The sequence below is a fragment of the Halobacillus yeomjeoni genome (assembly GCF_020171525.1).
GTDB lineage: Bacteria > Bacillota > Bacilli > Bacillales > Halobacillaceae > Halobacillus > Halobacillus yeomjeoni.
This window is the reverse complement of the sequence record NZ_JAIVAI010000001.1, coordinates 108,931-130,869: the sequence shown is the minus strand read 5'-3', so window position 1 is coordinate 130,869 and position 21,939 is coordinate 108,931. Positions and strand designations below refer to the sequence as shown.

Below are 21,939 nucleotides of genomic sequence, written 5' to 3'. Positions count from 1 at the left end.
ATTATCAAAAGTATCATATAAGGGAGGACATATACAGAAAAAAACCGCGTTGCAAAGGCAACGCGGCATCTTTTAGAGTGTTTACTCCAATTAGGAATGCTTTGTAATCAGTTCTGCTAGTGCTTCTTTAGGCTGGAAACCGATGACTTGGTCAACGACCTTACCATCTTTGAAAAGAAGCAGGGTAGGAATACTCATAACTCCATACTTACCAGCTGTTTCCTGGTTCTCATCTACGTCCAGCTTTACAATTTTAACTTGATCATTCATTTCTTCATCAAGCTCTTCAAGTACAGGAGCGATCATTTTGCAAGGTCCACACCATGGTGCCCAGAAATCTGCTAGAACTAAACCTTCATTTGTTTCTTCTGTAAAGTTTTGATCAGTTGCTTTTACAATTGACATTATATATTCCTCCTCGACCAATGAGTCTGATTAGAGTATATCACTATCTATTTTTAGTGACTAACAATTTGTTTATACCTCATTTAAACATGGAAAGAAGCCAAAGCCAAATAATTCGGCTCAGGCTTCTTTGAATGATTCATACCATACTACCTTATTGCCTAAGGTAAACGAATGAATTTATGCATTCACTTTCATTTGTTTTATTTCTTCTACTAATTTAGGAACCACATCGAATAAGTCTCCGACAATACCATAATCGGCTACGTTGAATATATTCGCCTCTGGATCTTTATTTATCGCAACGATCACTTTAGAATTGGACATCCCTGCCAAGTGTTGGATAGCACCTGAAATTCCACACGCAATGTACAAATCAGGAGTGACCACCTTCCCTGTCTGGCCGATTTGCAATGAGTAATCACAATAACCTGCATCACATGCCCCACGTGACGCACCTACCGTACCGCCGAGTACATCAGCCAGCTGCTCTAATGGTTCAAACCCTTCAGAGCTTTTCACTCCTCGGCCGCCCGCTACGATAACTTTCGCTTCTGATAGATCCACACCTTCGGAAGATTTACGGATGATATCCTTTATGATGGTACGAATGTTTTGAATGTCCACATCTCTGGCAGACACTTCACCTGCAAGTTCCTCGTTCCTTTCTAATGCCGGTATGTTGTTCGGGCGGATTGTAGCAAACACAACTCCATCCGTAATCTCTTTCTTCTCAAATGCTTTTCCGGAGTAGATAGGACGAGTGAACACAATTTTATCACCTTCAGCCACTACTTCTGTAGCATCGGAAATCAACCCGGATTCCAGTTTACTTGCAAGCTTTGGAGTCAAGTCCTTACCGATAGCTGTATGTCCCATAACGATTCCTTCAGGGGATTCATCTTCAATTACTTGGAAGATTGCTTGACTAAACCCATCTGATGTATACGTTTTCAATTCTTCGTTTGCTAAAGTAATGACACGAGTAGCACCATGATAAACCATTTCCTGCCCCATCGCTTCCATATCTCCAGCTCCACAAAGAACTCCGACGACTTCTCCGCCGTCACTTATGATATTAGCAGCTGCAATTGCTTCAAATGTGACATTTCTTAAGGAACCTTCTCTAGATTCACCAATAACCAACACTTTTTTACTCATATCGATTCTCCTTCCCTTCTATCTGTTTACAGTACTTTCGCTTCAGTCTTCAATAGTGACACCAATTCTTTTACTTGGTCATCGACCTCGCCTTCCAGCACTTTGCCAGCCTGCTTCTCAGGAGGTAAGAAAATTTCAGTGGTTCTTGTTTTTGGTTCCACATCATCTTCATCCAAATCTAAATCATCAATTTCCAATTCATCCAAAGGTTTTTTCTTAGCTTTCATAATCCCAGGTAAGGAAGGATATCTAGGCTCATTCAAACCCTGTTGGCAAGTGACTAATAAAGGTAAAGTCGTTTCAACCTTTTCTACATCACCTTCTACATCACGTTCAATTTTCACATTTTTACCTTCTATTTCAATGTTCGTAATTGTAGTCACACAAGGAATATCAAGGCGCTCTGCTAAACGGGGACCGACTTGGCCACTCGCTTCATCAATCGCAACATTTCCGCCCAAAATAATGTCTACATCCCGGTCTTCAAAGAAAGCTTCAAGGATTTTAACTGTTGTGAACTGATCTCCTTCTTCCAAATCATCTTCAGTATTTACCAGGACAGCCTTGTCAGCTCCCATGGCAAGAGCAGTGCGCAATTGTTTCTCACTATCTTCATCCCCGATGGTAACGACAGTGACTTCACCACCATGCTCATCTCTGATGTTGATTGCTTCCTCTACTGCATATTCGTCATAAGGGTTGATGATATATTCTGCTCCATCATCCTCAATCTGTCCATTTTTAATGGAAATTTTTTCTTCTGTGTCAAAAGTTCTTTTCAGCAAAACGTAAATGTTCATCTCTATGCCCTCCTGTACTATTGATCTTTAAACTCTGGTTTTCTCTTTTCAATAAATGCTTGTATGCCTTCTTTCGCATCCTCATTGCCAAACACATCTCCAAACGCTTCACTTTCCGCATCCATTCCCTCATCGAACCTTGAAGAATGGGTATAAGGTATCAAATTCATGATATGGTGGATGGTTGGACCGCTCTTCGACACAATCGATTGAGCCAGCTGTGCAACTTCATTAAATAAATCTTCCTCCGGGAAGCTTCTATTAGCTAACCCCAATTGAACTGCTTCTTCGCCTGAAACCGGTTTTCCTGTCAACAGCATTTCATACGCCTTAGGTGCGCCCACTAATCTTGGCAGGCGCTGGGTACCAGCGAAGCCAGGTACGATTCCTAAGTTCAATTCAGGCAGGCCAAGCTTAGCATTATGAGTGACATACCTGATATGACAAGCCATTGCGAGTTCCAGTCCCCCTCCCAATGCTGCTCCATGGATCGCAGCAATGACAGGGACATGGAAGTGTTCAATTCTGTTGAAAAGATTCAACCCTTTTCGGGCTAATTGTTTGTAATCTGAAGCCTTTTGGAGAGAAGTGAACTCTTTAATATCTGCTCCTGCAGAAAAGAATTTCCCTTCCCCTTTCAAAACCACTGCTTTAATAGCAGGATCCTGCTCGACTTTATCCAGCTCCGAAGATAAATCTTCCAATATCCTGCTGGATAAAGCATTTGCAGGTGGACTTTGAATCAAAATTTCAGCAACATTACTTTTGACCTGTAAGTGAAGTGTCGACAAAGATTCCTCTCTCCTTTTTTACCTGTTATGGGTTAATCCATGGACAATCAAGCTATGGACTTCTTCAGCTTGGTCTTCTATGTTATATCGTTGGTCCTTCATGACCCAGTTGGTCACCGTCTCATCCAGCGTACCAAAAATCATTTGGCGGACGAGACGGAGATCCAGGCCACTCCGGAACAACCCTTCTTCCATACCTTCTTCGATGATGGAGTCGATGACGTTCAAATAACGCTTCAACACGCCATTAATTTTCTGCCGAAGCTCTTTGTTCGATTGACGTAATTCAAGCTGCGTCACGATCGCTAGATGATGGTCGGCAGCCAGCTGTTTGAAATGTGTTTGAATCAGAGTCAACAATTTCTCTTCAGCTGTCTGCCTGGAAGTGGTTTCTTGCTCGATTTTCTCAATGAACTGCCCCATTTTATCTTGGAAAAGTGAAACAAGAATATCTTCCTTATTTTTGAAGTAGAGATATATAGTACCATCCGCCACTCCTGCTTTTTTAGCAATCTTTGAAACCTGCGAGGAGTGATACCCATTTTCAGCAATGACTTCAACTGCAGCTTCAATAATTTGTTTATATTTAGGTTTGCTATTTTTCAATGAAATCTCCTACCTTATCAATTCTGAAAATGAATGAACGGTCATTCATATATTATTCTACAATCAAGGAAATATTCTGTCAACTTTTAAAAAAACTCGTCTTTATACGCTTTCTGTACCTTCTAATTTTCTTTTTTCTTCCTCCACTAAAGTACGGCGAAGGATTTTTCCGACTGCAGTTTTAGGAAGTTCATCGCGGAATTCATAAATGCGAGGGACTTTATAAGAAGCCAGATGTTTTCGACAGAAGGCATCCAGTTCATCCTCTGTAATATCGCTTCCTGCTTTTTTAACTACGAAAGCTTTGACCGTTTCTCCCCTGTAAGCATCAGGTACACCTACAATGACTGCTTCTTGAATTTCAGAATGTTCATAAAGGACTTCTTCTACTTCACGAGGATAAATATTAAATCCACCAGCTATGATCATATCCTTTTTACGATCCACGATATAAAAATACCCTTTTTCATCCATGTAACCTAAATCACCAGTCTTGAACCATCCATCTTCACTGAGAACCTGGGCTGTTTCTTCAGGTTTCTGCCAATACCCTCTCATGACTTGAGGCCCTTTGACGATGATTTCACCAACTTCTCCAAACTCAGCTTCTTCATCGACATCCATCTTATAAATCTTTGCATCAGTATCCGGCCACGGAACCCCTACACTACCGCTGACGCGATTTCCCCAGACGAAATTGGCATGGGTAATAGGAGAAGTCTCCGTCAAACCGTACCCTTCGACAAGTTTACCTCCGGTGATTCTTTCAAACTGCTCCTGGACTTCATGCGGCAGAGGTGCTGATCCACAAATACAAGCTTTTATTGAAGATAAATCATACTTCTTTAATTGAGGATGATTTAATAAAGCGATGTAAATGGTAGGAGCTCCAGGGAAAAGGGTCGGTTTTTGCTTATCGATAACTTTCAATACATCTTCGGGTTCAAATTTTGGCATTAAAATCATTTTATTACCTGTCATGACGGAAAAATTCATGACTGAGGTCATGCCGTAGACATGGAAAAATGGCAGAACTCCCAATACACTTTCACTTCCACCTTCCAAGTTGTATAACCACTTTCTTGACATTTGGGTGTTTACCACCAGGTTATGATGAGTGAGCATTACTCCTTTAGGAAAACCTGTGGTCCCGCCTGTATATTGGAGGAGCGCCAGGTCTTCTTTTGGATCCACTTCTACTGGTGTAACTTCACCATCACTAGTTTCTAAGATATGTGTCCATAAATGTGTATCATAGGATTGTTCTGGTTTGACCAGGACTTGATACTGCCGCTTTTGTATGAAAGGATAAATTTTGTTTTTAGGGAATGGCAGGTAATCCTTAATTCCCGTCACAATAATATGCTCCAAAGACGTCTCTGGTTTGACATTCACAGCTTTTGGATATAGAAGGTCAAGACATATGATCATTTTCGCCCCGGAATCCTTCATTTGATATTCCAGCTCTCTTTCCATATACAAAGGATTAGTCTGGACTACGATTCCACCAGCCATCAAGATTGCGTAGTAAGCAATGACGGATTGAGGGCAGTTTGGTAGCATAATTGAAATCCGGTCCCCTTTTTCAAGACCTAAATCCTGTAAATAACGCGCCAGAGCTTTCGATTGGTGAAACAACTCCTTATAAGTTAACTCCTTCCCTAAAAAATAAAGCGCTTTCTTTTCTCCATAAACTGATGCACTTTCCTCCAAATATTCATGTAAAGGTTTTTCATCATAGTTCATCGTTGCAGGGATCTCGGGTGGATAATGTTCATGCCATGGCCTGTTAAAGGTTGTCATACCAAAACGCCTCCCTTTTTGTCTTAGTTCCATTATAACGAGAGACAAGTCATATTTGAAATATAATTTTTAAATTTTAAGAAAATTACACCGATTAATAGGAAATCCTCTGAAAATAAGAAAAAAACTTTAAACGAAGATGCAAAACACCGTTGCATGATGGTCACTTACCATTTACTTTCTTCACTTAACCAAAATGCTCTGGTATTGCATGGTGTTGTTATTTCAGAAGGAAGTTCGTCTCAGCTCTTCCTGTCCTGGAATTTGTTTGAGGCGTGAATGACTCCATTTCGCAGGGGACCGTAGAAGACCCCGGAGAATGAAGTTCGAGGAGACTCGGCGTTCCCCGCGACAAGCGGACTGTTTTTCCTTCCCTCCCATACTCTAAGCAAGGATCAGACCGAAAACCCAAAAAAGACAAAACAAAAAGCGTTCTTCGATGTGAAGAACGCTTTTTGTCATAAGATAAAGAACAGCACCCCGACAATGAGGAATAATGCTGCCACGACCATTAATATTTTCGCTAATGTTTCCATATCGATCTCCTCAAATGATATTCGCGCCGATGACATAAGATAAACCGACAGAAATGACTAAGGATATGAATCCGACAGCACGGTTGTCTGCTGCAATCTCTTCATCAATCTTAAATGAAGGAGTTAGGAATTCATAGATGAAGTATCCTGACAGTAATAATACAAATCCAAAAATCCCCCATCCCATCGTCTGAAGAAGAGAGTCATTATGTTCTATGGAATAACGGAAGATGTTCGCGATTCCAAAGATTTTTCCTCCTGTAGCCATTGCGACTGCCAAGTTTCCCCCTTTGATTTCTTTCCAATTATTGTAGGAGGTCACGATTTCAAAGATTGCCATAAAGACAATTAAGCAAAGAATGACTACACTGTAACGTGCTGCTGTCTCGATTAATGTGAATTCCCAAAAACCATTCATTTCCGTCCGCTCCCTTGAATCGACATTTAATTAAGTTCGAGAACTGTCACGCCGCTTCCGCCTTCATTCATCCCTCCAGAACGGTGACTGGAGATATTTCTATGATTCTTGGCGTAATTTTGTACGGCTTGTCTCAAAGCACCAGTACCTTTTCCATGGATGATGGAGACTCTTGGATATCCGGCTAATAAAGCATCATCAATATACTTTTCCAACCGGTTCAATGCGTCTTCATAGCGCTCTCCCCGGAGGTCCAATTCCATTTTTACATGGAAATCTTTCCCTTTCACCTTCGCCATAGGTTTTTCTTTGTAGGGTTGAGGTGATTTGATGAATTCCAATTCTTTTCGTTTTGCCTTCACTTTCATGACGCCCACTTGGACCTGGTATTCATTTTTAGAAGTTTGTTCGACAACTGTACCGTTCTGGTTCAAGGTAAGCAGCTTCACTTCGTCCCCTGCTTTTAATTCTTTCGTATCCTGCTTAGGAGATTGTTCTTGTTTTTGATTTGCTTTCTTTTTGGCCAGTTGAGGTTTTGCTTCATCAAACATTTTGCGGGCTTCGATCCACTCATGTTCCTTCAACTCAGCCTGTGATTTCATATTTCTAATTTCATTTACGATATCTTCAGCCTCTTGCCTTGCATTTTGGATCGCCTTTTCAGCTTTTTCTTCAGCGCGGGCATAAAGTTTTTCTCTTTTTTCTTCAAATTGAGACCAGTGATCTTGCAGCTGCTTTTTCAGATCTTCAGCTTCTTTAAGAATTTGTTCTGCTTCCTCATAATCTTTCTCTGCCCCACGTTTGGACTCTTCTAAGGAGGCGATCATATTTTCAACACTTCTGGAGTCTGTACCCACCTGTTGTTTAGCCGAGGTGATAATAGACTCATCAAGTCCTAACCTTCTGGAAATTTCAAAAGCATTACTTCTGCCTGGAACTCCGATGAGCAATCGATAAGTAGGCTTCAGTGTCTGCACATCAAATTCCACTGAAGCGTTGATTACCCCTTCACGATTATAACCATAGGCTTTCAGTTCTGGATAGTGGGTAGTAGCAATGACGCGCGCATTTCTCTGAACTACTTCATCCAGAATCGACATGGCAAGCGCCGCCCCTTCTTGAGGGTCGGTACCTGCTCCCAGCTCATCAAATAAGACGAGTGACCGGTCGTTCACTCGGTCCAATATATCCACTATATTCGTCATGTGGGAGGAGAATGTAGATAAGCTTTGTTCAATCGATTGTTCGTCTCCGATATCTGCATAAACTTCATCAAACACCGCGAGTTCACACCCATCCAAGGCGGGTATTTGTAAACCGGACTGTGCCATTAACGTACAAAGCCCTACAAGTTTGAGGGTGACCGTCTTACCACCTGTATTGGGTCCAGTAATAACGATGGATGTGAAGTCTCTACCGATTTCTATGTCGTTTGGAACCACTTCATCCTCAGCGATCAATGGATGCCTTGCCTGCTGCATTTTAATGTAGCCATCATCATTCATAGTCGGCATGGAAGCATTCATTTGTGAAGCTAATTTTGCCCTTGCGAACATAAAGTCGATATGCCCTAATACCGTAACATTGTGATACAACATTTGATTTTCTTCTGCTATGGCTTCTGATAACTCTTTCAAGATTCTTTCAACTTCATGCTTTTCCTGTACTCTCGCTTCTTGTAATTGGTTATTAACTTCAACCACAGATTGGGGTTCAATGAAAAGCGTTGCACCTGAGGAAGATTGGTCATGAACAATCCCACCGATTGATCCCCGGTATTCTTGCTTTACAGGAAGTACATAACGTTCATTCCTTATCGTTACGATTGCATCAGACAACATCTTCGCTTTGGATTTTGTGTAAGTTTCCATTTTTTCTCGCACACGGCTCTCATACGTACGGATCTTTGAGCGTATTCTGCGTAATTGGTCAGAAGCTCCATCCATGATTCCTCCGTGTTCATCAATGCAGCTTCGAATCTTCTGTTCTAATTGTCTTAAGGGCTCTACCTCTGTGACCTTTTCTCTCAATATCGGCATTTCCGGCTCTTCCATATCTTCTATGAAACGCCTTAACTGCCTGCCCCCGTAGATGGTGCTTGCTACTTCGAGACATTCTGAAGCTGTGAGGATTCCACCAATGGTTGTCCTTTTCAAGCTTGGCTTGATATCAAATATCCCCCCCAAAGGGACATGTCCTTTTAAACGCAAAACATGGGAGGCTTCATCTGTTTCCATCTGCCATTGACGGACTTCAGTTATATCAGACGAAGGTTTCAATGCAAGCACTTTTTCTTTCCCTAACGATGAAGCGGCTTGCTCACTCAATTGCTCAATTATTTTTTTATATTCTAATGTATGAAGGATTCGCTGATTCATCTTCGACCGCCTCCTCTATTCCTACTCCTTGATTCCGAACTTCTTCATCAGCTGTTCTTTGGTCCAGGTGTTAATGACTGTATCTTTCTGAATCCAGCCTTTCCGAGCTGTACCAACACCAATCTCCATATGATCCAACATTGGATAACTGTGCGCATCGGTGTTAATGGCAATTTCAACCCCTTCTTCCTGAGCCTTCATCAGCCATTCCCAATTCAAATCCAGACGATTCGGGTTTGCATTTAGTTCTAAAATGGTCCCCGTCCTTTTTGCTCCTTGAATCAATTCTTCTAAATTCACTGCATACCCTTCACGCCTGCCGATCAGACGCCCGGTTGGGTGGGCAATCATGTGAACATGAGGAGATTCAAGTGCTGCGTTCATCCGTTCCATGATTTTTTCTTCAGACTGTGAAAAACTCGAATGGATGGAAGCTATTACAAAATCCATTTCTTTCAGGAATTCTTCATCAAAATCAAGAGATCCATCTGGCAGGATGTCCATTTCCACTCCTGCGAATATATGAAAGTCCTTCATAGAGTTGTTGACTTCTTGTATTTCTTCCCTCTGTTTTCTCAAGCGCTCTTCATTTAAACCATTAGCTACACGTAAATACTTTGAGTGGTCAGTGATGGCAATAAATTCATAGCCTTTCGCCTTTGCCTGTTCAGCCATTTCCTTAATCGACTGAGCACCATCACTCCACGTAGAGTGCATATGAAGATCGCCCCGGATATCTGATTGTTCCAATAAACGGACAGGTTCTTTGAATTGTTCCACTTCACCTTTGTTTTCTCTAGCTTCCGGTGGAATAAAATGCAGACCGAAATGAGCAAAAAAACTCTCTTCTGATTCGAATGTCTTAATCTCTCCAGTATCTATATCTTCTACGCCATATTCGCTGATTTTTTCATTCTGCTGTTTCGCCAACTGACGCATAGCAACATTATGATCTTTTGACCCTGTAAAATGATGCAGGGTAGTGGCAAACTCTTCAGGAGCTACAATACGGAAGTCAATTCCAATATCATAGCCTTCATGGACAACGATGGAGACTTTTGTTTCTCCTGAAGCGACAACTTCTTTAATTTCAGGGTATTCCAACAGCTCATCCCTCGTCTTGGATGGTTGATCTGAAGCAATGATAAAGTCTAGATCTTTTATCGTTTCCCTCATTCTTCTTAAGCTGCCGGCTCTTGAAAAACGGGAAAAAGTCGAGGCATTTTCTAAGAACTGCTCAATCTTTTCTGCCAATGGCAGCATCATCGCAATCGGCAGTCGCTCAGGTCTTGTATTGGCTTCTTCCAGAGATTTCAACATTTTTTCTGCAGACTTTTTTCCAAATCCCTCCAGCTGTTCAACTTTTCCACTTTCCAAAGCTTCCTTAAGAGATTCTGCATCTATGACCCCAAGCTGCTGATACAGTTTGGCCAGTTTTTTTCCGCCGAGACCTTGTAAATTCAGCAGGGGAACAAGCCCTTCCGGAACTTCTGCCTGCAATTGCCTCAAGGTATCTGACTCACCATTTTGAATGTATTCATCGATTACTGCAGCTGTTCCTTTTCCTATTCCTTTCATTTTCTTGAAGTCTTCGATTTCATTCAAAGAACGATCATCTCTTTCCAACGCTTGAGCAGCTTTTCTGTACGCAGAAATTTTAAAAGGATTTTCTCCTTTAAGTTCTAAATAAACAGCTATCTTTTCTAATAATTTGATCACTTGTTTTTTATCAATTGCCATACGTATCGTCTCCTCTTTCAAGTGTTGTACCGAATAAAAAAACCGCCATGATCAAAATCATAGCGGCTTTCTTCATTATCACATCAACCGTCAGCCAGCTACATGTTCAATCCACAGGGTTTTCAACTTTTCTGAAAACACAGGGGTGTGCTCAATGATAAACTGTGCCAGAATAGATCCATCCAAAGCATTTTGTACCATTTCCAAAGGAACAAGTGCAGCTATGTATAAGAAAACAAACAATAGTACATAGTTTTCCACAAAACCTAGTACACCGCCTAATAATGAATTTACTGAGTTCAATAAAGGCAGTTCTGATACGAAGTCCAACATCGAAGCGATTATATGTAGGATGACTTTTACCGAGAAGAATAATATAGCAAAGGCTACTGCATTATAAAAGGCTTGCTCTAATGGCAAGCTATCTATGAATATTGCCCAGGATGCCCCCTCAGGTAACTCTGGATAAGGAACCCATAATGTCAATTTAGGTGATAGATCATCGTAATACATGACTGCTACAACAAAAGCGATAATAAAGCTGATTAGATGAAATAACTGCAATATGAATCCACGTCTTAAACCAACAAAAACCCCGACTAATAAAATAAACAACAGCAATAAATCAATCATGACCCTACTCGTCCTCTTTCTCTTTCTTTTCAATATAGTTCATTAGTTCCGTACACTCTTCTTTAAGTTTTATATACTCGTTCATTGTATTCACAGCGGTCAGAACAGCGAGTTTTGCCGTATCCAGGCTGGGGTTCGCTTCGTGTATTTCACGCATCTTCTGATCCACAAGACTGGATACCATACGGATGTGATGGGGCTCTTCGTGACCAACTATAGTGTAAGAACGTTTATTGATCTCCACTGTAATTCTTTTTTTCTTTTGGTCTGATTGCGACACGTCCATACCCCCTAGTTTCTCAATCCTAAACTTAATACTAACACGAAGGCATTGAATTAGGAAACCAATATGGATGTATTTCACAAATGTTCTCTTCATTCCGTGATTTTGCTATACTGTGGATATCATTTTTCGTTAAGAAAGGAAATTCACATGCCCCAAGTCGTATTGAAACTCTCCACTTCCAAATTGAATGAAATGAAAGGGTACTACAAAAAACAACTCAAACCGAATACTCCGGCAAATGCGATGTTTGCAGCTAAAACAAGCGCTTGTACGATTACAGCCTACCGCTCCGGAAAGGTGTTATTCCAAGGAAGCCAACCGCAAGTTGAAGCAGACAAATGGGGGAAAGCCCCCGCTTCAGGTACAAAGACCGGAAAAACCTCATCTCCGAATCATGCGTACCATCCAGAGGACACTTTATTTACAAGTTCTCATATCGGATCGGATGAAGCCGGGACAGGAGACTACTTCGGTCCGATTACAGTAGCCGCTGCCTATGTCACCAAAGAACAAATACCTATTCTCAAATCCATAGGCGTCAAAGATTCAAAACACCTGACAGATGCTCAAATCACTGATTTAGCTAAACAAATCGTCGCCATGAAAATACCATACAGTCTCCTCAGGCTTAACAATACCAAGTACAATCAATGGCAGAGAAAAGGATGGTCGCAGGGAAAGATGAAAACGATCCTCCACCATCAAGCCCTCGATCGTCTATTGAAAAAAATTTCACCTGAAACACCTGAAGGTATTTTAGTGGATCAATTTTCACAGCCTGAAGTTTACAAAAAACACTTGAAGAGTGAAGGATTACAGCTTCAGAAAAACGTCTACTTCATGACCAAGGCAGAGAGTCACTCCATTGCTGTAGCCACCGGTTCAATCATTGCACGATCCGCTTTTGTAAAGGCTATGAATCAGCTGGAATTCGACACAGGACTTCCGATACCCAAAGGGGCCTCATCCAAAGTGGATCAAGCGGCAGCGAGCGTTATCCGGCACTACGGCGAAGCAAAGCTGGAAGAAATAGCTAAGGTTCATTTTGCCAACACCCAAAAAGCGAAAAAGATGGTTTAATACAAAAAAAGTGTGTTCCAAATCGGAACACACTTTTTAATATTATCTGACTTCTGCATTATGATTTTCTTGAACTGCACTTAAGATATTATCATGGGCTTCTTCAACCTCTTTGTCTTTCAGCGTACGGTTTGGATCCAGATAAAGAAGATTGAAAGCGAGTGATTTTTTCCCTTCAGGCAGATTTTCTCCCTGATAAACATCAAACACTTGGACGTTCTTCACAAGTGGAGCACCAGCTTCGGAGATTGTTGATACGATATCTCCAGCAGCTTCCTCACGATCCACCACCAACGCGATATCTCTCGAAACAGAAGGATAGCGAGGGATGGTCTGGAAAGCTTCCTCTTTAGAATATTTAGTAAAGAGTTTTTCTGCGTTTAAATCAAAGACATAAGTTTCTTTAAGACCTAATTCTTTTTGAAGCTTTGGATGGACTTGGCCGATGAACCCTACGATTTCGTCCCCAGCCTTCACAACAGCGGTCCGGCCCGGGTGCATATGAGAGAGTTTCGCCTTTTCGTAAGTGAAAGGAATATTCAAGTGCTCACTCAAGCCCTCAACTACTCCTTTGACAACAAAGAAATCAACGTCTTTCTTTTCCTGCTGCCATGGGTTGGTATGCCAAGTACCAGTTAAAGCCCCTGCTGCACGCAGGACTTCATTTGGTTGAGCAGTTACCTGTTCTTCTTCACTTACAAAAACCGTCCCCAATTCATAATAAGCGATATCGTGCTGTTTTCTTGCTACGTTGTAGGATAAGGACTCTAACATTTCTGGTAAGATGCTTAATCGAAGGTGACTGTGATCTTCACTCATCGGCATAGCTAGCCCAACCGGCGCTTTTGCTTCCTGTTCGATTTCAGGACTCATCAACATGGTCGCTTTAGACTCATGCGTCAAGGAGTAAGTAATTGTTTCATTTAGTCCTGCTCCTTCAAAATATGCTTTGGTCTTCCGCTTCAATTGTTGATATAAACTAAGTCCGCCAGCCTGAGAAGATCCTTCCGGCAAAGTAAATGGTAATCGATCATAACCGTATATCCGCGCGACCTCTTCCAGCATATCTTCAAACAACACAACATCTCCACGACGCGTCGGTATTGTGACTTTGAATTCCTCCCCCTCTTGTTCATAACTGAACTGCAGGCGACGAAGAATGTCTTGAATTTCCTCATTGGAAATTTCCGTACCCAAGCGATCATTGATCCTTGAAGTTTGGATCGTCACTTGTTTTTCAGAGCGGTCAAGCTGATCGAAACTTGCTACACCGGATAGGACTTTGCCGTTGGCGTACTTCTCCAGTAATTCACAGGCACGTTTACCCGCCCGTTCAACTCGATTCGGATCCACACCTTTTTCAAAACGGGAGCTTGACTCACTTCGTAAGCCATGATCCTTGGAAGACTCACGTACTACAGAAGGGGCAAAATAGGCAGCCTCAAGAATGATCGCACTTGTATCTTCCTGGACCTCAGACTTTGCTCCGCCCATTACGCCTGCAATGGCATGAGGCTCTTCTCCATTTGTAATAACCAAATGGTTGGAGGAAAGTTTCCGCTCCTGGTCATCCAATGTTTTGATGATCTCCCCATCTTTTGCAAAACGGATAACAATTTCGTTCGACTCGAAACGATTGTAATCAAAAGCATGTAAAGGCTGTCCATACTCAAGCAGGACATAGTTTGTAATGTCGACGACGTTGTTGATCGGGCGGACACCTGAAGCTGTCAAACGGTTCTGCATCCACAAAGGAGATGGTCCTACTTGTACGTCCTTAATCAGGAAAGCTCCATAATAAGGGTTCGCTTCCGGGTCTTCCACTTGAACGGACAAATGATCTTCTGTCTTGTCTTCAACTGGTGTGACTTTTTCGTCCGCTAATTGATACTGTCCGTCAATAGCAGCAGCAACTTCATACGCAACACCTGCCATGCTCATTGCGTCAGAGCGGTTTGGAGTCAACCCAAGCTCAATGATGATGTCATCCAGATTCAATAAAGATATGGCATTGACTCCGGTTTCTGCATCTTCAGGAAATACATAAATGCCTTCAGAAAATTCTGCAGGTACGTCTTTTTCATCAACACCTAACTCCTGTAAGGAGCAGATCATTCCGTTTGAAACCTCTCCGCGAAGCTTCGTCTTCTTGATTTTGAAGTTTCCAGGAAGTACAGCTCCTGGTGTTGCTACAGCGACTTTTTGCCCCTCTGCAATATTCGGTGCACCGCAGACGATCTGAAGGGTTTCTGTCCCTACATCGACTTGACAAAGAGATAACTTATCCGCATTCGGGTGTTGTTCACAAGATACGACACAGCCTACGACCACACCTGTCACATCTTCCGCTACAGGCTCTACGCTTTCCACTTCGATTCCTGTTTTAGTAATGATTTCTGCGAGTTCTTCCGGTTTGTAAGCACTCACATCTATATATTCTTGCAACCAATTCAATGATACGAGCATTTGATCTCCTCCTTACGCCTTATGGTATTGTTCTAAGAATCGGATGTCGTTCGTATAGAAATTACGGATATCATCGACGCCGTATTTCAACATGGCAATACGTTCAGGTCCCATCCCGAATGCAAAACCAGTGTACTCCTTCGGATCATAGCCTGCCATCTCAAGGACGTTCGGATGAACCATACCTGCACCTAATATTTCAATCCAGCCTGTTCGTTTACATACGGAACAGCCTTCTCCCCCACAAACCTTACAAGAAATGTCCATCTCTACAGATGGCTCTGTAAACGGGAAGAAACTCGGACGAAGACGAATGTCACGGTCCTCTCCGAACATTTGTTTAGCGAACGTATTAAGAACACCTTTAAGATCAGTCATACGGACGTTTTTATCTACAAGCAGTCCTTCAATCTGGGTGAATTGATGAGAGTGAGTAGCGTCATCGGTATCACGGCGATAAACTTTTCCAGGACAGATCATTTTTACTGGTTCGCTTCCATTCTTCTTGCCCATCGTCCTAGCCTGGACAGGGGATGTATGAGTTCTTAATAAAAGCTCTTCCGTAATATAAAATGAATCCTGCATATCTCGGGCAGGGTGGCCTTTCGGCAAATTCAAAGCTTCGAAATTGTAGTAGTCCGTTTCAACTTCCGGGCCTTCCTTGATTTCGAACCCCATACCGATGAAAAGATCTTCAATTTCTTCAATAATGCTCGTTAGAAGGTGCGGTCCTCCGACTTGGACCGGACGTCCCGGCAGAGTCACATCTATACTTTCTTCTTCCAACTGTCTTTCCAGGGCTTCATCTTCCAAACGGGATTGCTTTGTTTCGATGGCATTCGCCACTTCTTCACGAACCTCGTTCGCCAACTGACCAATGACCGGACGTTCCTCTTTGGACAGTTTACCCATCCCTTTAAGCACTTCCGTAATCGGTCCTTTTTTCCCTAAGTATTCAACGCGGACATCCTTCAAGCTCTGAATATTCTCAGCTTGAGTGACCTTCTCCAACGCTTCTTGCTTTAATTGCTCCAAACGCTCCTTCATTTTGCTTCCTCCTTTAAATGGAAATAAAAAAAGCCTCATCCCTGGAAAGGGACGAGACTTGTAAAGTCGAATCGCGGTACCACCCTTGTTGACACAATGAATTGTGCCCACTTCGTGTTCAATAACGGGTATACATACCCGGATCAGTTTTCATGATCAGCTCCAGAGTGAAAGTTCAACAATTGCCACGATAGAAGCACTTACAGTCTATGATGCTTCCTCCCTGAATCGATTTACAACCGCCTACTGGGCTCTTTCTTCGCTTTTTATTTATTCACTTCTATACAACTATTTTTAAATTATAGAGAAAGTGATTCCATAATGCAACCCTAGTTCTTCAAGTGATACATCATCACTGCAGCTGCTATCGATACATTCAATGATTCAGCCTGGCCGTAAATCGGAATATATACTTGCTCATCTGCCATCGCTATCCATTCCTCATTGACACCCTGCCCCTCGTTTCCTACGATCAAGGCTGCTTGTTTCGGGGCAGACAATTGATTGTAAGGAGCAGCTTTCTCATTTAACGTACTCGCCCATATTTGCACTCCATTTTCTTTCAACACAGGCAGGAAGTCTTTAAGATCTCCCTGGTGAAATGGAATATGAAACAGGGATCCTTGTGTTGATCTTAAAACTTTATCATTGTATGGATCCACGGTTCCCGAGCCAAAAATGATCTGATCAAAACCTGCTGCATCTGCCGTACGGATCATCGTCCCGAGGTTTCCCGGGTCTTGGACCGCATCCACGACCAATGTCAAAGATGCAGGTTTGAAATCCCACTGCTTTTGCTCTACTACTGCCGCAATGCCCTGTGGTGTCTCCGTCTCGGCAATAGTGTCGAATACTTTGCTGCTTACCATAAAAGGTTCAACACCATTCGGAACCTCATAAGAAATGTCTTCCCTTAAAATCATTTCCACAACGTTCCAATCACTTTTCAATGCTTCTTCAACTAAGTGATAACCTTCAACAAGAAATCGATTTTCGCGATTTCTATATTTACGTTTGTGTAATTTCTTCCATTCTTTCACTTTATAATTTTGCACAGAAGTCAGCATCATTAACCCTCATTTAGCACTTTAATTTCTAACTTATCATACATAGCATAGCCCCGTTCGGTCAAACTAAGATTGAAAAAACTTTATTTTCACTTAGAAAAGGAGGGAATTTAGAGATGAATTTGAACTTGAGACAAGCAATCCTTTCAAACGTAAGCGGACATAATGCAGATCAACTACAAGCGACGATTGATGACGCCCTGCAAAAAGGTGAAGAAAAGATGCTTCCCGGGCTCGGAGTGTTTTTTGAATTATTATGGAAAGAATCAGATCAACAAGAAAAGCAGGAAATGCTGCAAACGCTGGAAGAATGTGTCCAAAAAACAAATCCACAACAGTAATCGATTCTATAAAACGAAAAGCCACCCTCATAGGGTGGCTTATTCATTATTGAAAAGTAATTTCCTGAACTTTATTGTGATCCAACCCTTTGATGACTTCTACGATCAACTGTACGGCATTTTCAAAATCATCCCGGTGCAGCATCGCGGCATGAGAGTGAATGTAACGGGTAGCGATTGTAATGGAAAGTGCAGGAACACCATCATGACTGAGATGGATGGATCCTGAATCTGTTCCACCACCTGCAAGAGAGTCAAACTGGTAAGGAATTTCTTTCTCATCAGCTGTGTCCGTCACAAAATCACGCAAGCCTTTGTGCGAAACCATGGAAGCGTCATAAAGAATGATTTGAGGACCTTTGCCCATTTTGCTGGAAGCATCTTTATCGGATACACCCGGCGTATCACCTGCAATACCTACATCGACACCAAAAGCGATATCAGGATTAATCATGTTGGCAGCTGTTTTCGCTCCACGAAGACCTACTTCTTCCTGGACTGTACCTACACCATAAACGACGTTCGGGTGTTTTTCCCCTTTCAGTCTCTTTAATACTTCAATTGCGATCGCACATCCGATGCGGTTATCCCACGCTTTAGCCAATAGCATTTTTTCATTTTTCATTTGAGTGAACTCAAAGTAAGGTACGACCGAATCACCAGGTTTCACACCGAATTCTTCAGCTTCTTCTCTGCTTGAAGCACCGATATCAATAAACATGTCCTTGATTTCAACAGGTTTTTTACGCTGTTCAGGAGGTAGTATGTGTGGAGGTTTGGACCCGATGACTCCTGTCAGATCCCCTTGACGGGTCATGATCGTAACGCGCTGAGCCAACATAACCTGACTCCACCATCCGCCTACAGGCTGGAAATAAAGGTATCCATTATCATCGATTCGAGTGACCATGAATCCGACTTCGTCCAAATGGCCGGCTACCATGATGCTTGGGCCTTTTTTATTCCCTGTCTTTTTAGCGATCAAGCTCCCTAAATTATCAGTAAACACTTCCTCCGCAAACGGTGATATGTACTTCTTCATTACTTCACGAGCTTCTTTTTCATTACCCGGAACACCTTTTGCATCAGTAAGGTCTTTCAACATTGTCAATGTCTCATCTTTTTTTGCCATATGTATAACTTCCTCCTTTTCGTATCCAAGTGTTATTATATAACTTTTGAAGCGATTTCACAAAAATTCTGTCTAATATCCCTCATCCTGCCTTTGGTAGTTCACTTGGTTTTTTTCGTAGTAGGCATGAAACGATTCCTCTTCATGAAATCCAAGTGTTCTGCCGAGTTGAAGGAAGCTTGAGAACAATTGCTGATAGTTTGCAGCGGTCTTTTTATCCCTGAAAGCTTCTGAAGAACGATAAATGTTCAGAAAAGCCTCTACCTGTGTATCACACTCACCATACTCTGTTTCTGTATAGCGGAAACCACAATCCAGACCTACGGATAATAAGAAGTGGAGCCCATCTACATATTCTTCAAGAATGACATCTTTATTACTTGGTCCTTTAAGACTCCAAAACTTGAAGCAGCGTGTTTCATTCGCCAACTCTCCAACTTCGACTAAGAACGCTAAGATCTTTTCATCGACCTTTGTCCCCTGTTCAATCTGATGCTGATCTTCTATATACTGATCCAAATTCCTTTGCATTTGATAGAGGGTCTCCCAATTCATACCACGCAGCTCCTTCAATTAAAATTCATAAATAATGTATCATTTTTTGAAACGAAACGACACCTTCATTCGTACTTATGCTATAAACCCAGGTAGGGAGAAGGTACTTATGATCATCATTCTTTTCCGTTTATTATTGATTGCCGCTGTGATTTTTATCATTTACACAGCTTATAAATTCATTGTAAACCCCAACAGAAAACTTGAACTGGCCAGAGAAAAGAAAGAGTTTTACTTCCATGACAATAAAGAGGATACGAAAGAAAACTTCTTTATTACTTACAAAGGCGTGGATTTTGAAGGTGAAAAATATTTAGGCACGACTGATGACTCATTTGAAGTAGTCAATATCAGTGTAAGTGCGATAAATCCGGAAAAACTAAGAGGGATTGAAAGAGAAGATTTGTATTTTCTCGAAAAAGAAATACTGATCCGCTACCCATACGCTTCCATTGATTGGAAATACCCGGTAAACCGTTTAATCATCCAACCTTTAAAAGATTAAGGCTCTGTTAAAGTCTGTTGTGGATTTCTTACAATTCCACTCTTCAGGGGTGGCGGTATTGCGGCCCTCACTTTAAATAGAGTGTGGGGGAACAACAGTCCACTTTCCGCGGGGAACGCTGAGCCTCCTCAAACTCCGTTTTCCGGGGTCCCAACTTGTTCCTTTTTCCCGCAGGAGTCTACCTGCTTTCCCTTCCCTCCCATTCCAAGTTGGTGTTACGGACTCCGCTTTACACCGGATTGCGTCAGTAAAGTGCACCACGGAAAGCGAATCATTCTCAAGGCCTTCACACACGAATTTCACGAAGCAAAGAACTGATTCAAACTCTAATGGGAAATAACAACACCAACCACTATTAGAGCCAAGATTAAAAAGCTGCCACAATCAATGATTGTGGCAGCTTTTTTATATGACACGTTTTTTTATAGATCAATATTGGCACGTATCAGTACTCCTCTTCCGTAAAACGTGACATCGAAAACGCTTTTTACAATGGATTCTTAGAAACATCGTCAGATACTTCATGATCTCCAATCAACCGCTGGTTTGAAAGAAATCTCTCCACAAGAACACTTCATATTTTTTACGGACGATGAAACATAAAATGACTAACCCAATAGAGAATAAGACCATCAAAGGAATCGATAATAAGGTGATCCACTGCCCCATAGATGTGTAAACGACAGCGAGCGGAAAGTTAGCAAATAAAGAAGACTTCGTATAATCCTTGAAATCGGAACTTATTTCTATCAGACAGTAGGATAGCAAATGAAAATGTATAAATGGCACTAAACGCAGAATTGCCACCTGCTTAACGGTCAAATGTGAGTTCTTTCTCATCCACTTCTCTTTCAAGGATTTCAACCTTTTTAATCCTGATGGCACAAGACGTATCGTTTTATAAAACAATAAACTGGAGAGCATCGTACCAATGACGGAGTAAGCGGTCCCGGCAATAGGACCGAAGAGAACGCCTCCGGTAATGCAGACAAGCATGACTGGCAAAAATAAGAACGGTCTCAATAAATGAATAGCTATGAATAAGAGCGGTGCCCAGGCTTCCTGATGTTCTAACCATGACATAATGGTCATTGATGTCTCGCCCATCCAATTCCCCCCCTGTCTACATCTTATGACAAAAGAATTAGAGGTAGAACTTCGCCAGTAAATACACGATGCCTGCCAAATAAACAATCGCCAATGCAGGAAAACCGAATCGGAAGGAACGATGACGAGTTTTATGCTTGTATACCTTCATAGCCATCCAGCCTCCTGGTGCTCCGCCCAAAACAGCTGATGTCCACAACGTCTTTTCTTTCACCCGCCAAGATTCCTTCCTCGCCTTCCGCTTGTCGGACCACATAAGGATATATAGAAGGCTGTTGATCACAAAAAAATAACTCAACAAGATGATAAGTACAAATTCCATCGATCGACCTCCATAAGTATAAGGCTCTGTTAAAGTCTGTTGTTGATATTTTAAACGATTACTAAATAGTCCCCGTCTGGAATTTAGGGGTCTAGTCTGTTATTCACTCAGAGCATGGGATGGCCTTTCCGACCCTCCTACTTTGAAGAGGCGGCCTTTTAGAATGGCGAGACTCCTGTGGGATAAAGGTACATCGTGAGACCCCGGAAGGCGTAGCCTGAGGAGGCTCACGGTACCCCACGGAAAGGGAGTCATTCTAAAAGGCCGCCTCACACAAATTCCAGGACAGAAAGAGCTGATATGACCTCACATGTGAAATAACAACACCAAGCTATAACAGACCCAAGTATAAAAAAAAGTCATTTCCTACCGATCGGAAATGACTTTTTCATCTATTTATTTAAGTGCAGATTTTGCTTGCTCTGCAAGACTTGCGAATCCTTGCTCGTCGTTAACAGCAAGATCAGCAAGCATCTTACGGTTCACTTCGATACCTGCAAGCTTAAGACCGTGCATTAGACGGCTGTAAGAAATGTCGTTCATACGTGCCGCAGCGTTGATACGTGCAATCCAAAGTTTACGGAAGTCACGTTTTTTCTGACGGCGGTCACGGTATGCATACTGACCTGATTTCATTACTTGTTGTTTTGCTTGCTTGAATAGCGCGTGTTTTGAACCATAATAACCTTTTGCTAGTTTTAGGACACGGTTACGACGTTGACGTGTCACTGTTCCACCTTTTACTCGTGGCATTGGAATC

Annotated in this window: 22 protein-coding genes and 1 other annotated feature; of the genes, 3 read left to right on the top strand and 19 right to left on the bottom strand. The window is 42.0% G+C overall.

Going from position 1 to position 21,939, the window contains the following annotated elements:
- Positions 1 to 90: 90 nt before the first annotated feature.
- The 11 genes from trxA to zapA all read right to left on the bottom strand — a co-directional run bounded on the left by trxA (position 91) and on the right by zapA (position 11,557).
- On the bottom strand, positions 91 to 405 hold the full coding sequence (trxA, locus tag LCL89_RS00620) for a thioredoxin (RefSeq protein WP_197316651.1): 315 nt from the start codon (positions 403 to 405) through the stop codon (positions 91 to 93).
- Positions 406 to 585: 180 nt separating this feature from the next.
- Positions 586 to 1,566 carry an electron transfer flavoprotein subunit alpha/FixB family protein gene (locus tag LCL89_RS00615; protein ID WP_197316652.1) on the bottom strand — a complete coding sequence of 327 codons (981 nt, stop codon included), beginning with the start codon at positions 1,564 to 1,566 and terminating at the stop codon, positions 586 to 588.
- Between the two features lie 26 nt (positions 1,567 to 1,592).
- A complete protein-coding gene (locus LCL89_RS00610; RefSeq protein ID WP_197316653.1) occupies positions 1,593 to 2,366 on the bottom strand; it encodes an electron transfer flavoprotein subunit beta/FixA family protein in 774 nt (257 codons plus the stop codon).
- A gap of 17 nt (positions 2,367 to 2,383) precedes the next feature.
- Complete coding sequence (locus tag LCL89_RS00605; protein ID WP_224807145.1) at positions 2,384 to 3,157, bottom strand: enoyl-CoA hydratase; 774 nt, start codon at positions 3,155 to 3,157, stop codon at positions 2,384 to 2,386.
- An 18-nt stretch (positions 3,158 to 3,175) separates the two neighbouring features.
- Positions 3,176 to 3,763, bottom strand: a complete 588-nt coding sequence (locus tag LCL89_RS00600; RefSeq protein WP_197316655.1) for a TetR/AcrR family transcriptional regulator — start codon at positions 3,761 to 3,763, stop codon at positions 3,176 to 3,178.
- A gap of 102 nt (positions 3,764 to 3,865) precedes the next feature.
- Positions 3,866 to 5,566, bottom strand: a complete 1,701-nt coding sequence (locus LCL89_RS00595; RefSeq protein ID WP_197316656.1) for a long-chain-fatty-acid--CoA ligase — start codon at positions 5,564 to 5,566, stop codon at positions 3,866 to 3,868.
- 546 nt (positions 5,567 to 6,112) lie between these two features.
- A complete protein-coding gene (locus tag LCL89_RS00590; RefSeq protein WP_197316657.1) occupies positions 6,113 to 6,520 on the bottom strand; it encodes a DUF350 domain-containing protein in 408 nt (135 codons plus the stop codon).
- Between the two features lie 26 nt (positions 6,521 to 6,546).
- Entirely contained in the window at positions 6,547 to 8,898 is a 2,352-nt protein-coding gene (locus LCL89_RS00585; RefSeq protein WP_224807143.1) for an endonuclease MutS2, read from the bottom strand.
- A 21-nt stretch (positions 8,899 to 8,919) separates the two neighbouring features.
- Complete coding sequence (polX, locus tag LCL89_RS00580; RefSeq protein ID WP_224807141.1) at positions 8,920 to 10,638, bottom strand: DNA polymerase/3'-5' exonuclease PolX; 1,719 nt, start codon at positions 10,636 to 10,638, stop codon at positions 8,920 to 8,922.
- Between the two features lie 90 nt (positions 10,639 to 10,728).
- A complete protein-coding gene (locus LCL89_RS00575; protein WP_197316660.1) occupies positions 10,729 to 11,271 on the bottom strand; it encodes a CvpA family protein in 543 nt (180 codons plus the stop codon).
- Positions 11,272 to 11,275: 4 nt separating this feature from the next.
- Complete coding sequence (zapA, locus tag LCL89_RS00570; RefSeq protein WP_197316661.1) at positions 11,276 to 11,557, bottom strand: cell division protein ZapA; 282 nt, start codon at positions 11,555 to 11,557, stop codon at positions 11,276 to 11,278.
- Between the two features lie 147 nt (positions 11,558 to 11,704).
- Between zapA and rnhC the strand changes: the two genes are divergently transcribed.
- On the top strand, positions 11,705 to 12,637 hold the full coding sequence (gene rnhC / locus LCL89_RS00565; protein WP_224807139.1) for a ribonuclease HIII: 933 nt from the start codon (positions 11,705 to 11,707) through the stop codon (positions 12,635 to 12,637).
- Positions 12,638 to 12,679: 42 nt separating this feature from the next.
- Here the strand turns inward: rnhC and pheT are convergent, their stop codons facing one another.
- The 3 genes from pheT to LCL89_RS00550 all read right to left on the bottom strand — a co-directional run bounded on the left by pheT (position 12,680) and on the right by LCL89_RS00550 (position 17,217).
- Complete coding sequence (gene pheT / locus LCL89_RS00560) at positions 12,680 to 15,103, bottom strand: phenylalanine--tRNA ligase subunit beta (RefSeq protein ID WP_224807138.1); 2,424 nt, start codon at positions 15,101 to 15,103, stop codon at positions 12,680 to 12,682.
- A gap of 12 nt (positions 15,104 to 15,115) precedes the next feature.
- Entirely contained in the window at positions 15,116 to 16,150 is a 1,035-nt protein-coding gene (gene pheS / locus LCL89_RS00555) for a phenylalanine--tRNA ligase subunit alpha (protein WP_197316664.1), read from the bottom strand.
- Positions 16,151 to 16,194: 44 nt separating this feature from the next.
- Positions 16,195 to 16,419: a binding site (T-box leader), on the bottom strand.
- 60 nt (positions 16,420 to 16,479) lie between these two features.
- Complete coding sequence (locus LCL89_RS00550) at positions 16,480 to 17,217, bottom strand: TrmH family RNA methyltransferase (protein ID WP_224807137.1); 738 nt, start codon at positions 17,215 to 17,217, stop codon at positions 16,480 to 16,482.
- 116 nt (positions 17,218 to 17,333) lie between these two features.
- Between LCL89_RS00550 and sspI the strand changes: the two genes are divergently transcribed.
- A complete protein-coding gene (sspI, locus tag LCL89_RS00545) occupies positions 17,334 to 17,558 on the top strand; it encodes a small acid-soluble spore protein SspI (RefSeq protein ID WP_197316666.1) in 225 nt (74 codons plus the stop codon).
- A gap of 46 nt (positions 17,559 to 17,604) precedes the next feature.
- Here the strand turns inward: sspI and LCL89_RS00540 are convergent, their stop codons facing one another.
- Together LCL89_RS00540 and LCL89_RS00535 are read right to left on the bottom strand one after the other, a co-directional pair.
- Entirely contained in the window at positions 17,605 to 18,690 is a 1,086-nt protein-coding gene (locus LCL89_RS00540; RefSeq protein ID WP_197316667.1) for a M42 family metallopeptidase, read from the bottom strand.
- A 72-nt stretch (positions 18,691 to 18,762) separates the two neighbouring features.
- Positions 18,763 to 19,245 carry a dUTP diphosphatase gene (locus LCL89_RS00535; protein ID WP_224807136.1) on the bottom strand — a complete coding sequence of 161 codons (483 nt, stop codon included), beginning with the start codon at positions 19,243 to 19,245 and terminating at the stop codon, positions 18,763 to 18,765.
- Between the two features lie 109 nt (positions 19,246 to 19,354).
- Here LCL89_RS00535 and LCL89_RS00530 point away from each other — a divergent pair, with 109 nt between their 5' ends.
- Positions 19,355 to 19,750 (top strand): sigma-w pathway protein ysdB, encoded by a 396-nt coding sequence (locus tag LCL89_RS00530; RefSeq protein ID WP_224807134.1) that lies wholly within the window; start codon positions 19,355 to 19,357, stop codon positions 19,748 to 19,750.
- Positions 19,751 to 20,284: 534 nt separating this feature from the next.
- Here LCL89_RS00530 and LCL89_RS00525 read toward each other — a convergent pair.
- The 3 genes from LCL89_RS00525 to rplT all read right to left on the bottom strand — a co-directional run bounded on the left by LCL89_RS00525 (position 20,285) and on the right by rplT (position 21,932).
- Positions 20,285 to 20,857, bottom strand: a complete 573-nt coding sequence (locus tag LCL89_RS00525) for a TVP38/TMEM64 family protein (protein WP_224807132.1) — start codon at positions 20,855 to 20,857, stop codon at positions 20,285 to 20,287.
- Between the two features lie 37 nt (positions 20,858 to 20,894).
- The gene (locus LCL89_RS00520; protein WP_224807129.1) at positions 20,895 to 21,179 is read right to left on the bottom strand and encodes a DUF1294 domain-containing protein; all 285 of its coding nucleotides are present in this window, start codon (positions 21,177 to 21,179) and stop codon (positions 20,895 to 20,897) included.
- 396 nt (positions 21,180 to 21,575) lie between these two features.
- Positions 21,576 to 21,932 carry a 50S ribosomal protein L20 gene (gene rplT, locus LCL89_RS00515; protein ID WP_197316672.1) on the bottom strand — a complete coding sequence of 119 codons (357 nt, stop codon included), beginning with the start codon at positions 21,930 to 21,932 and terminating at the stop codon, positions 21,576 to 21,578.
- Positions 21,933 to 21,939 lie beyond the last annotated feature (7 nt).

Excerpts from the sequence above, each read along its gene's own strand:
- LCL89_RS00550 (WP_224807137.1), bottom strand. The coding sequence starts at position 17,217 with ATGCTGACTTCTGTGCAAAATTATAAAGTGAAAGAATGGAAGAAATTA.
- LCL89_RS00595 (WP_197316656.1), bottom strand. The coding sequence starts at position 5,566 with ATGACAACCTTTAACAGGCCATGGCATGAACATTATCCACCCGAGATC.
- LCL89_RS00540 (WP_197316667.1), bottom strand. The coding sequence starts at position 18,690 with ATGGCAAAAAAAGATGAGACATTGACAATGTTGAAAGACCTTACTGAT.
- LCL89_RS00535 (WP_224807136.1), bottom strand. The coding sequence starts at position 19,245 with ATGAATTGGGAGACCCTCTATCAAATGCAAAGGAATTTGGATCAGTAT.
- pheT (WP_224807138.1), bottom strand. The coding sequence starts at position 15,103 with ATGCTCGTATCATTGAATTGGTTGCAAGAATATATAGATGTGAGTGCT.
- LCL89_RS00530 (WP_224807134.1), top strand. The coding sequence starts at position 19,355 with ATGATCATCATTCTTTTCCGTTTATTATTGATTGCCGCTGTGATTTTT.
- pheS (WP_197316664.1), bottom strand. The coding sequence starts at position 16,150 with ATGAAGGAGCGTTTGGAGCAATTAAAGCAAGAAGCGTTGGAGAAGGTC.
- rplT (WP_197316672.1), bottom strand. The coding sequence starts at position 21,932 with ATGCCACGAGTAAAAGGTGGAACAGTGACACGTCAACGTCGTAACCGT.
- zapA (WP_197316661.1), bottom strand. The coding sequence starts at position 11,557 with ATGGACGTGTCGCAATCAGACCAAAAGAAAAAAAGAATTACAGTGGAG.
- LCL89_RS00575 (WP_197316660.1), bottom strand. The coding sequence starts at position 11,271 with ATGATTGATTTATTGCTGTTGTTTATTTTATTAGTCGGGGTTTTTGTT.
- LCL89_RS00590 (WP_197316657.1), bottom strand. The coding sequence starts at position 6,520 with ATGAATGGTTTTTGGGAATTCACATTAATCGAGACAGCAGCACGTTAC.
- trxA (WP_197316651.1), bottom strand. The coding sequence starts at position 405 with ATGTCAATTGTAAAAGCAACTGATCAAAACTTTACAGAAGAAACAAAT.
- rnhC (WP_224807139.1), top strand. The coding sequence starts at position 11,705 with ATGCCCCAAGTCGTATTGAAACTCTCCACTTCCAAATTGAATGAAATG.
- LCL89_RS00525 (WP_224807132.1), bottom strand. The coding sequence starts at position 20,857 with ATGGGCGAGACATCAATGACCATTATGTCATGGTTAGAACATCAGGAA.
- LCL89_RS00585 (WP_224807143.1), bottom strand. The coding sequence starts at position 8,898 with ATGAATCAGCGAATCCTTCATACATTAGAATATAAAAAAATAATTGAG.
- LCL89_RS00615 (WP_197316652.1), bottom strand. The coding sequence starts at position 1,566 with ATGAGTAAAAAAGTGTTGGTTATTGGTGAATCTAGAGAAGGTTCCTTA.
- polX (WP_224807141.1), bottom strand. The coding sequence starts at position 10,638 with ATGGCAATTGATAAAAAACAAGTGATCAAATTATTAGAAAAGATAGCT.
- LCL89_RS00520 (WP_224807129.1), bottom strand. The coding sequence starts at position 21,179 with ATGGAATTTGTACTTATCATCTTGTTGAGTTATTTTTTTGTGATCAAC.
- LCL89_RS00610 (WP_197316653.1), bottom strand. The coding sequence starts at position 2,366 with ATGAACATTTACGTTTTGCTGAAAAGAACTTTTGACACAGAAGAAAAA.
- sspI (WP_197316666.1), top strand. The coding sequence starts at position 17,334 with ATGAATTTGAACTTGAGACAAGCAATCCTTTCAAACGTAAGCGGACAT.